Source organism: Mesorhizobium sp. WSM4813, from assembly GCF_055811555.1.
Window position 1 is genome coordinate 1 of sequence record NZ_JBVVQU010000056.1, and the last position, 12839, is coordinate 12839.

The 12839-nt window shown below is 62.0% G+C and carries 13 protein-coding genes and 1 pseudogene; 6 read left to right on the forward strand and 8 right to left on the reverse strand.

Features of this window, described 5'->3' with window-relative positions; all coding sequences use genetic code 11:
* The 3 genes and pseudogenes from AC0L25_RS26015 to AC0L25_RS26025 all read right to left on the reverse strand — a co-directional run.
* A pseudogene (locus AC0L25_RS26015) lies at window positions 1–377 on the reverse strand (efflux RND transporter periplasmic adaptor subunit); the annotation flags it as partial.
* Window positions 378–764: 387 nt separating this feature from the next.
* Complete coding sequence (locus AC0L25_RS26020; RefSeq protein ID WP_473598138.1) at window positions 765–3038, reverse strand: xanthine dehydrogenase family protein molybdopterin-binding subunit; 2274 nt, start codon at window positions 3036–3038, stop codon at window positions 765–767.
* A 2-nt stretch (window positions 3039–3040) separates the two neighbouring features.
* The gene (locus tag AC0L25_RS26025) at window positions 3041–3502 is read right to left on the reverse strand and encodes a (2Fe-2S)-binding protein (RefSeq protein ID WP_473598139.1); all 462 of its coding nucleotides are present in this window, start codon (window positions 3500–3502) and stop codon (window positions 3041–3043) included.
* 122 nt (window positions 3503–3624) lie between these two features.
* Here AC0L25_RS26025 and AC0L25_RS26030 point away from each other — a divergent pair, with 122 nt between their 5' ends.
* The gene (locus AC0L25_RS26030) at window positions 3625–4221 is read left to right on the forward strand and encodes a TetR/AcrR family transcriptional regulator (RefSeq protein ID WP_473598140.1); all 597 of its coding nucleotides are present in this window, start codon (window positions 3625–3627) and stop codon (window positions 4219–4221) included.
* Window positions 4222–4234: 13 nt separating this feature from the next.
* Here AC0L25_RS26030 and AC0L25_RS26035 read toward each other — a convergent pair whose 3' ends face one another.
* From AC0L25_RS26035 to AC0L25_RS26045, 3 genes are all read right to left on the reverse strand, one after another.
* A complete protein-coding gene (locus AC0L25_RS26035) occupies window positions 4235–5365 on the reverse strand; it encodes a patatin-like phospholipase family protein (protein ID WP_473598141.1) in 1131 nt (376 codons plus the stop codon).
* A gap of 46 nt (window positions 5366–5411) precedes the next feature.
* Window positions 5412–6194, reverse strand: coding sequence for a 3-hydroxybutyrate dehydrogenase (locus AC0L25_RS26040; protein ID WP_473598142.1), 783 nt, complete (start codon window positions 6192–6194; stop codon window positions 5412–5414).
* A 169-nt stretch (window positions 6195–6363) separates the two neighbouring features.
* A complete protein-coding gene (locus tag AC0L25_RS26045; RefSeq protein ID WP_473598143.1) occupies window positions 6364–7050 on the reverse strand; it encodes a TetR/AcrR family transcriptional regulator in 687 nt (228 codons plus the stop codon).
* Between the two features lie 100 nt (window positions 7051–7150).
* On the opposite strand from AC0L25_RS26045, the gene AC0L25_RS26050 reads away from it, so the two are divergent.
* Window positions 7151–7597: a hypothetical protein gene (locus tag AC0L25_RS26050; protein ID WP_473598144.1), complete on the forward strand. Its 447-nt coding sequence runs from the start codon at window positions 7151–7153 to the stop codon at window positions 7595–7597.
* Between the two features lie 196 nt (window positions 7598–7793).
* On the opposite strand, the gene phaR is transcribed toward AC0L25_RS26050, so the two are convergent.
* Entirely contained in the window at window positions 7794–8405 is a 612-nt protein-coding gene (phaR, locus tag AC0L25_RS26055; RefSeq protein ID WP_123150291.1) for a polyhydroxyalkanoate synthesis repressor PhaR, read from the reverse strand.
* 119 nt (window positions 8406–8524) lie between these two features.
* Here phaR and AC0L25_RS26060 point away from each other — a divergent pair, with 119 nt between their 5' ends.
* From AC0L25_RS26060 to phbB, 3 genes are all read left to right on the forward strand, one after another.
* The gene (locus tag AC0L25_RS26060; protein ID WP_473598145.1) at window positions 8525–8677 is read left to right on the forward strand and encodes a hypothetical protein; all 153 of its coding nucleotides are present in this window, start codon (window positions 8525–8527) and stop codon (window positions 8675–8677) included.
* 15 nt (window positions 8678–8692) lie between these two features.
* Window positions 8693–9877 carry an acetyl-CoA C-acetyltransferase gene (locus AC0L25_RS26065; protein WP_473598146.1) on the forward strand — a complete coding sequence of 395 codons (1185 nt, stop codon included), beginning with the start codon at window positions 8693–8695 and terminating at the stop codon, window positions 9875–9877.
* Between the two features lie 183 nt (window positions 9878–10060).
* Window positions 10061–10786: an acetoacetyl-CoA reductase gene (phbB, locus tag AC0L25_RS26070; RefSeq protein ID WP_473598147.1), complete on the forward strand. Its 726-nt coding sequence runs from the start codon at window positions 10061–10063 to the stop codon at window positions 10784–10786.
* Between the two features lie 84 nt (window positions 10787–10870).
* Here phbB and AC0L25_RS26075 read toward each other — a convergent pair whose 3' ends face one another.
* The gene (locus tag AC0L25_RS26075) at window positions 10871–12112 is read right to left on the reverse strand and encodes an FAD-dependent monooxygenase (RefSeq protein ID WP_473598148.1); all 1242 of its coding nucleotides are present in this window, start codon (window positions 12110–12112) and stop codon (window positions 10871–10873) included.
* 97 nt (window positions 12113–12209) lie between these two features.
* On the opposite strand from AC0L25_RS26075, the gene AC0L25_RS26080 reads away from it, so the two are divergent.
* Window positions 12210–12779 carry a TetR/AcrR family transcriptional regulator gene (locus tag AC0L25_RS26080; RefSeq protein WP_473598149.1) on the forward strand — a complete coding sequence of 190 codons (570 nt, stop codon included), beginning with the start codon at window positions 12210–12212 and terminating at the stop codon, window positions 12777–12779.
* Window positions 12780–12839 lie beyond the last annotated feature (60 nt).

The window sequence follows — 12839 nt, forward strand, 5'->3', positions numbered from 1 at the left end:
AGCATCAGCACGAGGTCGCCGGTCTTGACGCGCTGTCCCTGCTTGACCGGCAGCTTGTCGATGACGCCGGCGACGCGAGTCGCCAGGACGGCGCGCTTATCGGCTTCGGTCAGTCCGGAAATCCGGATGGCGCGCGCATAGGTACGCCTGGGCGGAGTTATGGTCGCGACGGTGCGCAAGGGCGCCTTGGGCTGTTCTGCCCCACTGGGCTTGGCCTTGCCGGCGTCAGCGGCCTTTGGCTGCTCGACCTTCTCCGCCTTGGATTCGTTGTCGACGGCCGCGCTGCCGACCGACGAGAACTCGCCCGTCACCATCCATGCAGCGAACCCGACAAGCACAACAATGGCTGCAAGCTTGTGAAACCTGTATTTCGGCATCGTCTTTTTTCCAGTGCGCGGGGTCGGCCAGGCCGCTTCTTCTAACTCGGCGCGTCGCCGATATGGGTGCGCGCAAGGCCGTGTTCAACTTGCCGTGATCGGCGAACGAGCTTCTACATCAAAGTTGCACCGCAATATAGTCAGAAAAGTTGATGGGTAATACTTCGCTGGACAGGATGCGCCCGCCGCCATGAGGCACGCCGGACCAGCGCGGCCGTGCGTCTGCGAACATCGCATTCGGCGCAGCGCGGACGCGAAAGTAACCGCTAGACCGCGTCCCTCGGGCAAGTCTTCGACCATCATCGGTGCCGTGCCCGGCTTTCCAGTGCCGTTGGGAAAAGGCGCCAGAAAAACAGCATGGCAGCAGCCGTCAGCATGATGAATATTTCATGCAAAGGCCACCTCCTTCGACAAGGGCAGTGTCCGGATGCGCTTGCCGGTCAGTGCGAAGATGGCGTTGGCCAGTGCCGGTGCCGCCGGCGGTGTGCCGACTTCGCCGACGCCGCCCATCTTGTGGAAATTCTCCAGGATAGCGACTTCGAACGCCGGACACTGGAAGATGCGCATGGCGTCGTAGTCGTGAAAATTCGACTGTTCGACCATGCCGTCGGCGAAAGTAATCTCCTGACCCATCGCCGCCGACAGGCCATAGATGGCGGCGGAGATGAGTTGCGCCTCGATGATACCAGGATCGAGCGCGGTGCCGACATCGGCGGCGATCCATACCTTCTCAATGCGGATTCCGGACGGCGTGTCGGCGACCTGGACAATCTCGCCGACCCAACTGCCGAAGGACAGCGTGAACGCCATGCCCTTGGCCTTGCCGGCGGGCAGCGCCTCGCCCCATTTCGCCATTTCGGCGACCTTCTCGACAACTTTCACCGCCGCCGGATAGGCAGCCATCAGCGTCTTGCGCAGTTCGACCGGGTCGGTTTTCCCGGCGACTGCGATCTCGTCCAGAAATCCTTCATGGAAGAAACCGTTGATCGAACTGCCGACCGACCGCCAGGAGCCGACGGGGATCGAGACGGGTGCGGCGACGCCGGTCACTCGGTAATTCGGAATCGTATAGGGCTGGTTGTGGGCTCCGTCGACGATGGACTTATCGGGGCCGAGCGGCGATATCGAGGGGAACAGCCGGCGCAAGGTGCTGGCTATCAGCGATGGCGAGGCGATTGTCATGTCAATGGCGACCGGCATACCGTCGTCGCTAAGCCGCGCCTGGAATTTGCCGACCGAAGCCGGCCGGTAGGCGTCGTGGCGGATGTCCTCCTCGCGCGTCCAAATCACCTTGATCGGCCGGCCTGCCGTTTCTTTCGCCATCAGCGCGGCACAGAGCGCGTAATCCACCTCGATACGTCGGCCGAAGCCGCCGCCCATGAAGGTGGTGTGGACGCTGACCTTGTCCTGTTCGACGTTGACAGCATTGGCGCAAAGCTGCCGCACCAAGGTCGGCGCCTGGTTGCCGCACCAGATGTCGAGGACGCCGTCCTTCAACCGCGCCGTGGCGTTCATCGGCTCCATCGTCGCATGTGCCAGATAAGGCACGGCATAGTCGGCCTCGACGATCCTTTCTCGCGGCGCGTCGGCGAAGGCGGTATCGACATCGCCATCGTCGCGCATCACCGACCCTTTGGTGCCGAGCGCCTGCTTAAGCACCTCGGAAATGCTGGCGCTGTCCAGCGGATATTCGGGATCGGCCCATTCGGCGTCGATCGCCTCCGCCGCCTTGAACGCCGCCCAGGTGTTTTCGGCTATGATGCCGAAGCCGTGGCCGTAATTGGTTTCGATCGGCACGATCTTGATCACGCCAGGCATTTTCTCGGCGTTGGAGAAATCCGCCTTGACCGGCTTGGCCCAGAAGCGCGGGCTCATCTTGACCGTGCCGTACAGCATGTCCGGCAACGTCACGTCGATGCCGAAGATCGGCGCCCCGGTGACCTTGGCCAGCATGTCGATGCGTTTTTGCGGCTTGCCGAGCAGTTTCCAGTCGGCTTTGTCTTTGAGCCTGATTTCCGCGGGCGGCGCCATCGTCGCAGCGGTCGCGGCGACCGCGCCATAGGTCAGCGACTTGCCCGACGCCTTGCGCAGGATCGAGCCATTGGCCGTTTCCAGATCGGCAGCAGCTATACCGAGCTTTTGCGCAGCCGCTGCAATAAGCATCTGCCGCGCAGCGGCGCCGGCCTGCCGCATCTTGTCGAAACCGTCGCGCGTCGAGGCCGAGCCGCCGGTGCCTTGCAGGGCGAGGAATTTTCCGACCACGCCCATGCCGGCGCGCACTATTTCCGCGGTCATGCTTTCGTCGAAGAAGGCGAACGGACCGCCCTCTTTCAGGATCGCTGAGTTGTAATAGGAGTAGGAGGCCGGGCCGTGCTCGACCTTGACCTGGCCGAGGTCGACATCGAGCTCTTCGGCAACCATGGCAGCAAGCGTCGTCGAGATGCCTTGGCCCATCTCGGCGCGCGGCGCGATGATGGTGATGGTGTTGTCGGCGCCGATCTTCACATAGGGGTTGAAGGTCGCTTCATCAGCGGCGAGATCGCCTTCCAGCGGATTCGGGTAGGGTTTGCGGTAGTAATAATAACCGACGGCGATGCCGCCCGCGATAGCAGCCGTGCCGATGAGAAACGTGCGGCGGGCGATCTCTCCGACACTGGCCATGGTCAGATTCCCGCCGTCTTGAGGACGACCGCTCGTCTGATCGCCGCACGGATCTTCGGGTAGGTGCCGCAGCGGCAGAGATTGCCCCCCATGGCATCGTCAATGTCGGCGTCGGTCGGGTCGGCAACCTTGTCGAGCAGCGCCACCGCGCTCATGATCTGGCCGGCCTGGCAGTAGCCGCATTGGGCGACCTGCTCTTCCAGCCATGCCTGCTGTACCGGATGCAGTCTGCCTTCGGTGCCGATGCCTTCGATCGTGGTGACCGCGCCGGTGACCTCACCGACCGGCAACGAACAGGAGCGCATCGGCTGGCCATCGACATGCACCGTGCAGGCGCCGCAGGCGGCGATGCCGCAGCCGAACTTCGGCCCGGTCTTGCCCACGAGATCGCGCAGCGCCCACAGCAGCGGCATTTCGGGATCGGCATTGACGTCGAATGCCTGCCCGTCGACGGTGAGGCGCATGGGGATACCCCTTGTTGTCATCCACAGCCCAAGGCAAAAGGCCGGTCGGCCATTTCGTCCTCATACATCTTGACAAATTACGTCATTTTGTCAACAGAGCTTTTGCAGGATAAAGTCGCGCCATGATCGAGATCGAGAACAGCGCCCCCGACCCCAAGCGCGCCCGCATTCTGGACAGCGCGATGAAGGTGTTTCTGGCCTATGGTTTCGCTCGCACCACCATGGACGACATTGCGCGTGCCGCCGACATGTCGCGGCCGGCGCTTTATCTCCAGTTCAAGAATAAGACCGACATTTATCGCGCCATCGCGCTGATGCTGCTTTCCCGCTCGCTCGAGCAGGCGAAAACGGCACTCGCCGGCGAAGAACCATTTGCCGAGCGCACGATGCGGGCCATCGACGAAGCGCTGATCTCGATGACGCGCACCGTCCACGCCTCGCCGCATGGCGCCGAACTCCTCGACATGAAGTCGAGCCTCGCCGATCTGATCGGTTGCTGGCGCAGCCGGTTTGCCGAGCATGTCGCCGCAGCGATCCAGAGCGAGGCCGGACGCAATGGCGTCGATCTCACCGCCAAGGGCTTGTCGGCAAAACTGCTGGCCGACTTGCTGCTCGACGGGCTGGAGGGCATGAAGATGCGCATCAGCGATCCGGACGAGCAGAGGCGGGCTGCGGCCGCACTGATCAAGGTGATCGATCTAGCCTTGCAAAAAAGCTGACAAACAAAACGCCTCAGGCTCGGCGACGCGCCGCCTCGGGCTTTTTGCGTGCCGCGAGGAACTCCTTGACCCGCCGGCCCGGTGCCGGACCACGCATCGGCTTGAAGCCGTCGTCGAGTTCGCCTGAGAGATCAAGCGTCGGCCGCTTGCCGACGGCGTCGTAATTCTCCTCCAGCCAGTCGCTGGCGGCGGTGCGGCCAAGGTCGCGCAGATAGGTCAGGAACGCCCATTCGGCATTGACCTTGGACGATGCCGACAGATCCTTGAACGCCTCGTCGGCATCGATGCGGTGCATGCGGATGTCGCGGTATTCGCCATGCGGCAGCCGGCCTGCGGCGATCAGCTCCTTGACGAAGGCAATCGAACGGAATTCGCGCAGCAGCCCGGCATTGAAAGTGATCTCGTCGATGCGGTTCTGGATTTCATTGGCGCTCTTCGGCGTCCCCTCGCGGACCACCGGATTGATCTGCACCAACAGCACGTCCTCGGTGGCAGCCGACTTGAAGAACGGGAACAGCGCCGGATTGCCGCCATAGCCGCCATCCCAGTAGGGCACGCCCTTGATCTCGACAGCGCGGAACAGCTGCGGCAGGCAGGCCGACGCCATCACCGTGTCGAGATCGATCTCGCCGTCGGAAAAGACGTGTAACTGCCCGGTCTCGACATTGGTCGCGGAGATGTACAGCTCCATCGCCTTGCAGGCGCGCACATTGCCGAAATCGATCTCCTGTTCGATCACGTCGCGCAGCGGGTTGAGGCCGAGCGGGTTGGCAACATAAGGCGAAAACACCCGCGACATGGTGTCGAAAAAGAGATAGCCCGGCGTATTCTCGATCGACCAGTTGCCCCAGGCCACGTCCCACGGCATGCGCTGTACCGGGCTGAACCGGCCCTTCAGCGCCACCGCACGCCAGAAATCGTCGAGCTTCTGCCGCGCCCCCTCGACGCCGCCGCGGACGAAGCCATCGGCCAGCGCTACGGCGTTCATGGCGCCGGCGCTGGTGCCCGATACCGCCGCGATGTCGAGCCGCCCGTCCTCCAGCAATCTGTCGAGCACGCCCCAGGAAAAGGCGCCGTGCGAGCCGCCACCCTGCAGCGCGACGTTGATCTTCTTGGGCTCCTCCACCTTGCCGTTCGTCGTCATGGCGTTGCCCTTGATTTGTCGGCCAGATTTGTTTCGCACGCCAAATTCACTGGGCGGTCCAGCCGCCGTCGACCGAAATATGCGTGCCGTTTATCTGCGCTGCCGCATCCGAGCACAGGAACACCGCGGCAGCGGCAACTTGCTCGACCGTGACGAATTCCTTGGTCGGCTGCTTTTCGAGCATGACCTCGCGGACCACCGTGTCGCGATCCATCTTGTTCGCCTTCATCTGGTCGGGGATCTGCGCCTCGACCAGCGGCGTCAGCACATAGCCGGGGCAGATGGCGTTGCAGGTGATCTTGTCGCGCGCCAGTTCCAAAGCGACCGTCTTGGTCAGCCCCATAATGCCGTGCTTGGCCGCGACATAGGCCGACTTGAACGGCGAGGCGACCAGCCCGTGGGCCGAGGCGATGTTGACGATCCTGCCGCCGCCGGTTTGTTTCATCAGCGGGATCGCGGCGGCGATGGTGTGGAAGGCCGACGACAAATTGATGGCGATGATCGCGTCCCATTTCTCGATCGGAAATTCTTCCACCGGCGCGACATGCTGGATGCCGGCATTGTTGATCAGGATGTCGACCGAGCCGAAGGTCTCGGCTGCTTTCGCGACCAGCGCCCGGCATTCGGCCGGCTTCGACATGTCTGCCTTGATGTAGGCGGTCTTCACGCCGTGATGTTTGGCGATCGCATCGGTGATGGCACGGTCGTCGGCCGTGCCCGAAAAGGAATTGACGACGATGTTGCACCCTTCCGCTGCAAGCGCATGGGCGATGGCCAGGCCGATGCCCGAGGTGGAACCGGTGACGATGGCGGTTTTTCTGCTGGGCAAGGCGAAATCCTTCAGTGCGGTGCTAACGGAAGCATATTGCAGTGCAGCATATATGTCTCGTGCGGCGCAAGAACAGCGGCGCGGGTTGGCGATGACATGAAATTTTTGTCATGAATGAGGACACCCTCACTCGAAGTTGTGCCCTGACAGACAGTGTGAAAACAGTTTGTCAGCGATCCCGGGTAGCCACTTCGGGGTGCTCCTGAGATTGCGTTTTGGATGAAATCCGGCTCATGAAAAGATGGAGAGCTCTCCGCGCGGCGAGGGCTGGCGGCTCGGACGGATGCCACTCCGGGAAATGACCATCGATCGCCATGCGCGCCAACCCGTAGACAAAGGCGCGCGCGGCAAGCACCAGATGGTCAAAGTCGGTGTCCGGAGCAAGCCGACCTTGTTGTTGCGCTTGGGTCAGCAGGTCGATCATCTTCCGGCGAACGGCTTCATTCTGTTCACGAAGACTATCCGACGCGTCGAACTCAATCAGCGTTCGAGAACTGATGATCTGGAAATGCGTCGGATTGCTGATCGCCCATTCCAGATAGCCTTGTCCGATCGCTTCGAAGGCCACTATAGGATCTGCGCTGTCGACTTTTGACTGTGCATCAGCAACGGCCTCAGTCAGCCGGTTCATGGCCTGTTCGGCGACCGCGGTCAGCAGTGCTGTTTTCGACCGAAAATGCCGGAATGGCGCGCCGGGCGAGACGCCGGCACGCTTTGCTGCCTCACGCACCGATACATGCTCTGCTCCGCGCTCTTCAATGATCTCCACGGTAGCAGCGATCAAGGCCTCAACCAGATTGCCGTGATGATAGCGCTTAGGGTTGGCGGCTTCGCCGGAATCCGTGGGGTTGGTCATGTTGCCCAATAGCACGAGGCCGAAATGTAATCACCGATTATTTGCTTGCGTCCACGCGATTCTTATGTAATCAGTGATTACACCATCAACGGAGGTTACCATGCTTCGCATCATCGCAACGACTGCCCTCGCTTTCTCCTTATTGACGCTCGGGTCTGCCCAGGCCGAAGATCGGCCAACTCTGGAAATCGTCTGGCCGGAGGCCGGTTCGGTCATCGAACTCGGCAGCGATCCCGAGAAGGCGATAGGCGTCGTCGTCAGGAGCAACTTCACGCTGCTGCCAGCGGGTGAATGCGACGGCGTCAGCCAATGCGGCCACGTGCATATGAAGATCGATCCCGCCGGAGATACCTGCAACATCCCCGGCAAGCCGTACAACAGCATGAACAGCGACTTTGGCGGCGATCTTATTAAGGCTCGTTTCGGCCATTGTCCGGACGCCGCCGGCAAGCACGTGATCGGCGTGCTACTTGCCGATGATCATCACAAGCCCATTCTTGTGGAGGGCAAACCCGTTACCGCGCTGGTGACGGTGACGACGAAATAAGGCATGTCGCGCAAAAGTGTGCAGCGGTTTTGCGATAACGACATGCATAAAACAACAACCTAAAGCGCGTCGCATGAGGCCGATCAAACGCGACGCGCTTTAGCGTGGCCGGAGGCACTCAGCCTCATTCGAGGCGGAGATGCTCTGACACGGCCTGCTGATGAGAGATTTCGGCCGGGCTTAGTCCGGCCGGCGATCACGACATAGTGTCGAGCTTGCGCTGCATGGCGGCGATCTGTTCCTTCAACTCCTGAAGGTCGTCGGGTTTTTCCGACGTTTCTTTCCTGGCCGGCTCCGCCGGCGCTGCGGAAGAGCCATTCGAGCCTGCGGGTGGGAATGGCGTGAACAGGCGCATCGCGTTCTGGAACATCTCCATGTTGCGGCGCGTCTGCTCTTCCAGCGCCTTGATCGGCGTGGCGATCTTCATCATGTCCAGCGGCGACTTGCCCAAGGCACCCTTCATCTGCTCGCGGAAGCGTTCCTGTTCCTTTGAGAAGGCGATCATCGACTGTTCGAGGAAGCTCGGCACGATCATCTGCATCTGGTCGCCGTAAAAGGCGATCAACTGGCGCAGGAACGGAATCGGCAGCATGTTCTGCCCCTCCTTGTTCTCCAGTTCGAAGATGATCTGGGTCAGCACAGGATGGGTGATGTCGTCGCCGGTCTTGGCGTCCTGGACGGTGAACTCCTCGCCCTTCTTGACCATTTCGGCAAGGTCCTCGAGCGTCACATAAGTGCTGGTGCCGGTGTTGTAGAGGCGGCGATTGGCATATTTCTTGATGATAATCGGTTCGTCTTTCGCGGCCATCAGCATCCTCCCAGGACACCGGCGCACTTGAGTAAGCTGCCGGTAACGATTGCGCTTTTTCAAGGATATGCGCAAAAGCGTCACAATTCCAAGTGGTTTGTGCAGTGCGGGATCAATTAATGCTGCAGGGCAGCCTAAATATGCTGCGCAGCAATGGGCGGGCTGTTTCCATGACGATGCGCAACCTGCTTGCGGCGCATGGCCGGCATGCCCATTTCCGGTTTGACTTGGGTCATGGAAAGGGCAAGAAAAGCCCTAACCATACCCCCTGAAGTCTGGAGAAGAACATGTCCGCTTCCAATGCCATTGTCATCGCCAGCGCGGCGCGCACGCCCGTCGGTTCCTTTAACGGCGCCTTTGCCGCCACCCCGGCGCATGAACTGGGCGCCGTGGTCATCAAGGAACTGCTGTCGCGTGCCGGGGTCGAGACGGCGGAGGTCGATGAGGTGATCCTCGGCCAGGTGCTGACCGCGGCTCAGGGCCAGAACCCCGCCCGCCAGGCCTCTATCAATGCCGGCCTGCCAAAGGAAACCACCGCCTGGAGCCTCAATCAGGTTTGCGGCTCAGGTCTGCGCGCCATCGCGCTTGGCATGCAGCAGATCGCCACCGGCGATGCCAAGGTGATCGTCGCCGGCGGGCAGGAATCGATGTCGCTGGCCCCGCATGCTCAACACCTGCGTGCCGGCGTCAAGATGGGCGACTACAAGATGATCGATACCATGATCAAGGACGGGCTGTGGGATGCCTTCAATGGCTACCACATGGGCAACACAGCCGAAAACGTCGCTCGCCAGTTCCAGATTACCCGCGAGGACCAGGACCGGCTCGCATTGGCCTCCCAGAACAAGGCAGAGGCTGCGCAGAAGGCCGGCAAGTTCAAGGACGAGATCGTGGCTTTCACCGTCAAGGGCAAGAAGGGCGACACGACAGTCGACCAGGACGAATACATCCGCCACGGCGCCACGATTGACGCCATGACCAAGCTAAGGCCGGCCTTCGACAAGGACGGCACGGTGACCGCCGCCAATGCCTCCGGCATCAATGACGGCGCCGCCGCCGTGCTGTTGATGACCGAAGCCGAAGCCGCAAGGCGCGGCATCACGCCGCTGGCGCGCATCGTTTCCTGGGCGACCGCGGGCGTCGATCCGCAGATCATGGGCACCGGGCCTATTCCCGCCTCGCGCAAGGCGTTGGCCAAGGCCGGCTGGTCGGTCGGCGATCTCGACCTGGTCGAGGCCAACGAGGCCTTCGCCGCCCAGGCCTGCGCCGTCAACAAGGACATGGGCTGGGACCCGTCCATCGTCAATGTCAATGGCGGCGCCATCGCCATCGGCCATCCGATCGGCGCTTCGGGCGCCCGCATCTTCAACACGCTGGTCTACGAGATGAGGCGCCGCGGCGCCAAGAAGGGCCTCGCCACGCTGTGCATCGGCGGCGGCATGGGCGTTGCCATGTGCGTGGAAGCGCTATGAAGACAGACGACAGCGCCAGGCGTCCCTTGGGACGCGCAAAGGACGCTGTAGCTTTCCGAAAATCGATTTCGATTTTCGGGGTTCATGCGCAAGGCAAGCCATGAAATAGTCGGGGGCGAACGGGGCTCAATCGCCGTTAGAGCGTTCCCCGCCCGCCACTCACGAATTAAAAGGGAGGACGTCATGACAAAGGTAGCACTCGTCACCGGCGGGTCGCGTGGTATTGGCGCCGCGATCTCGATCGGCCTGAAGAACGCCGGGTACAAAGTTGCCGCGAACTACGCCGGCAATGACGAAGCGGCGCAGAAATTCAAGGCAGAGACCGGCATCCCGGTCTACAAATGGTCGGTCGCCGACTACGATGCCTGCGCCGCCGGCATCAAGCAGATCGAGGCCGATCTCGGCCCGGTTTCCGTTCTGGTCAACAATGCCGGCATCACCCGCGACGCCATGTTCCACAAGATGACGCGCGAGCAATGGAAAGAGGTGATCGACACCAATCTTTCCGGCGTCTTCAACATGACGCACCCGCTGTGGGGCGGCATGCGCGACCGCAAGTTCGGCCGCGTCATCACCATCTCCTCGATCAACGGCCAGAAGGGCCAGACCGGCCAGGTCAACTATTCGGCGTCGAAGGCCGGCGACATCGGCTTCACCAAGGCGCTCGCCCAGGAAGGAGCGCGGGCCGGCATCACCGTCAATGTCATCTGCCCCGGCTATATCGCTACCGAGATGGTCAGGGCGATGGACGAGAAGGTGCTCAACGAGCGCGTCATCCCGCAGATCCCGGTTGGCCGCCTCGGCGAGCCGGAAGAGATCGCACGCTGCGTCGTCTTCCTCGCTTCCGACGATGCCGGTTTCATCACTGGCTCGACCATCTCCGCCAATGGCGGCCAGTACATCACCTGAGGCGTCGGCCCATGGCCGGCTGATGCACCGGCCCAACGCCCACCCGGCCAAGACCGAGGGCTGGGAGCCGCACAATCGCGGCTGTCAGGCAACAAGCTTCAGCCCTGGTTCGGCTGCAGGCTTGGTCTGGGCGATCTGACCCGAAGGTGCCGGCAGGCGGGCAAGCAGCGCCCGGCTGAGGCCTGACAGTTTCAAGGCGATGCGACGTTTCAGGAATGGGTTGAGGTTCAGCGCCGAAAGCACGAGATTGCGGACGAACCGCTTAACCGGGCTGCGGGTAAGCGCCATGTTTGTCATCGTGCCCGCCAGTTCAAGCACCTCTTGGGCCGCCGGGCGTCGCAGCGTTTCGTAGAGGTCGAGCTCCGCTTCCGGGCGCTCGCCGTTCACCACGTCGCCAAGCAACTGACCAAGTACGACCGCATCGATGATGCCGGTGTTCATGCCTTGCCCTCCCGCCGGGCTGTGCACGTGAGCGGCATCACCCATCAGGAACAATCGGTCCTTGCGGTACGAGCGGACCAGGCGGTGATGCACGCGAAAACGCGAACTCCACGACAGCTCGAGCACCCGCGTTCTTTCTTTGGTCGGTCCACGGCTGTCGAGCAGCGCCTGGATATCGGCGATCTCGGGCTTTTCCGGTGCGTCATCCATCGTTGCGACGACCCGGTACGATCCGTCCGGAAGCGGCGCCACCACCACCAGCCCGGCCGGTGCAAAGAACAGCGACACTTCCGTCGGCCCAACCGGCCAGTCGAGACGAACATCGGCGAGTACGAACGAAGCGTCATAGGCCGCGCCGTCGAACTCGATGCCGGTCGACCTGCGCACCAGGCTTTGCATGCCGTCGGCACCAACAACATAGCGTGCCGATATCAGTTTCTCGCGGCCGTTCTCGACCACCGTCACGCGCGCGACGTCAGCATCCTGAACGACCGCCTTGGCCTCGACCATGCGGTGAATCACGCCGCGCAGCGCCGCGATCCGTTCGGCGAACACCTGCTCGGTCAGGTTCTGCGGCAGCATCATTAGATAAGGATGCTTCGACGGAAGCTTGCTGAAATCGAGCTTGAGCAGCGCCCGATTGCGGTCGCGGATGGCGAAATTGTGCAGCTTCAGGGCAAGTTCGCTCAGCCGCTGCGTGACGCCGAGCGGCTCCAGCGTTTCCAGCGTCTGGGCGTGGATGACGCCAGCCCGCGAGGTCTGAAGGCCCTGCGCCAGCCTGTCGATCAGAACGTGATCGACACCGGCCTGATGCAGCACGATTGACAGCGCCATGCCGGTCGGGCCGGCGCCAATGATCAGGACTTCCGTTGTATCGGGCAACATTTTCTCTCTCCATTTGTCAACGATCGTTGACTTCCTAGACGAACTCATTGCATTTGTCAACGGCCGTTGGCATATAGTTTACATGACAGAGAATCAGGTGAAAAAAACCAGCAAGTCGGACCGCACGCGCGCCCAAATCCTCGAGGCCGCGAGGCTCCTGTTTGCCGAGCACGGCTATGACGGCGCCTCCATCCGCGACGTCGCGGCGCATGCCTCGATCGATCCGGCCATGGTGATCCGCTATTTCCGCAGCAAGGACGAGCTTTTCGCCAGGGCGGCGGTCGTCGACCTGCAACTGCCGGCACTGCGGGTGATCGACCGAACCACAATCGGCGAAACACTGATCAGGCGTTTTCTCGAAATCTGGGAGAGCCCGGCCAGCGGTCCCGGCATGGCAATTCTGCTGCGTTCGGCGACGTCGAACGAATTCGCCGCCGAAAAGTTACGTGACGTATTTGCCAACCAGGTCAGGCCGGTGGTTGCGGCGGTCGCTGCCCCCGCCGATGCGGGTCGACGTGCCGGGCTCGTTTCGAGCCAGTTGCTGGGTCTGGCGATGTGCCGATACCTGCTGCGGCTTCCGCCCGTCGTCGCGCTGTCCCACGACGAGATCATCCGGAGCGTCGGCCCTACTTTGCAGCGCTATGCCGTGGGAGAGGACGTGACTTGACCAGCCGTTCAGCATTTTGGTCTGGTCCTCGTGCAGCGACTGCGTCGACAGATGGACGTG

Coding starts and splice junctions, on each gene's coding strand:
- AC0L25_RS26075 (WP_473598148.1), bottom strand. CDS start 12,112: ATGTTGCCCGATACAACGGAAGTCCTGATCATTGGCGCCGGCCCGACC.
- AC0L25_RS26060 (WP_473598145.1), top strand. CDS start 8,525: ATGCTGCAGGGCAGCCTAAATATGCTGCGCAGCAATGGGCGGGCTGTT.
- AC0L25_RS26020 (WP_473598138.1), bottom strand. CDS start 3,038: ATGGCCAGTGTCGGAGAGATCGCCCGCCGCACGTTTCTCATCGGCACG.
- AC0L25_RS26035 (WP_473598141.1), bottom strand. CDS start 5,365: ATGACGACGAACGGCAAGGTGGAGGAGCCCAAGAAGATCAACGTCGCG.
- phaR (WP_123150291.1), bottom strand. CDS start 8,405: ATGGCCGCGAAAGACGAACCGATTATCATCAAGAAATATGCCAATCGC.
- AC0L25_RS26045 (WP_473598143.1), bottom strand. CDS start 7,050: ATGACCAACCCCACGGATTCCGGCGAAGCCGCCAACCCTAAGCGCTAT.
- AC0L25_RS26030 (WP_473598140.1), top strand. CDS start 3,625: ATGATCGAGATCGAGAACAGCGCCCCCGACCCCAAGCGCGCCCGCATT.
- AC0L25_RS26025 (WP_473598139.1), bottom strand. CDS start 3,502: ATGCGCCTCACCGTCGACGGGCAGGCATTCGACGTCAATGCCGATCCC.
- AC0L25_RS26050 (WP_473598144.1), top strand. CDS start 7,151: ATGCTTCGCATCATCGCAACGACTGCCCTCGCTTTCTCCTTATTGACG.
- AC0L25_RS26065 (WP_473598146.1), top strand. CDS start 8,693: ATGTCCGCTTCCAATGCCATTGTCATCGCCAGCGCGGCGCGCACGCCC.
- phbB (WP_473598147.1), top strand. CDS start 10,061: ATGACAAAGGTAGCACTCGTCACCGGCGGGTCGCGTGGTATTGGCGCC.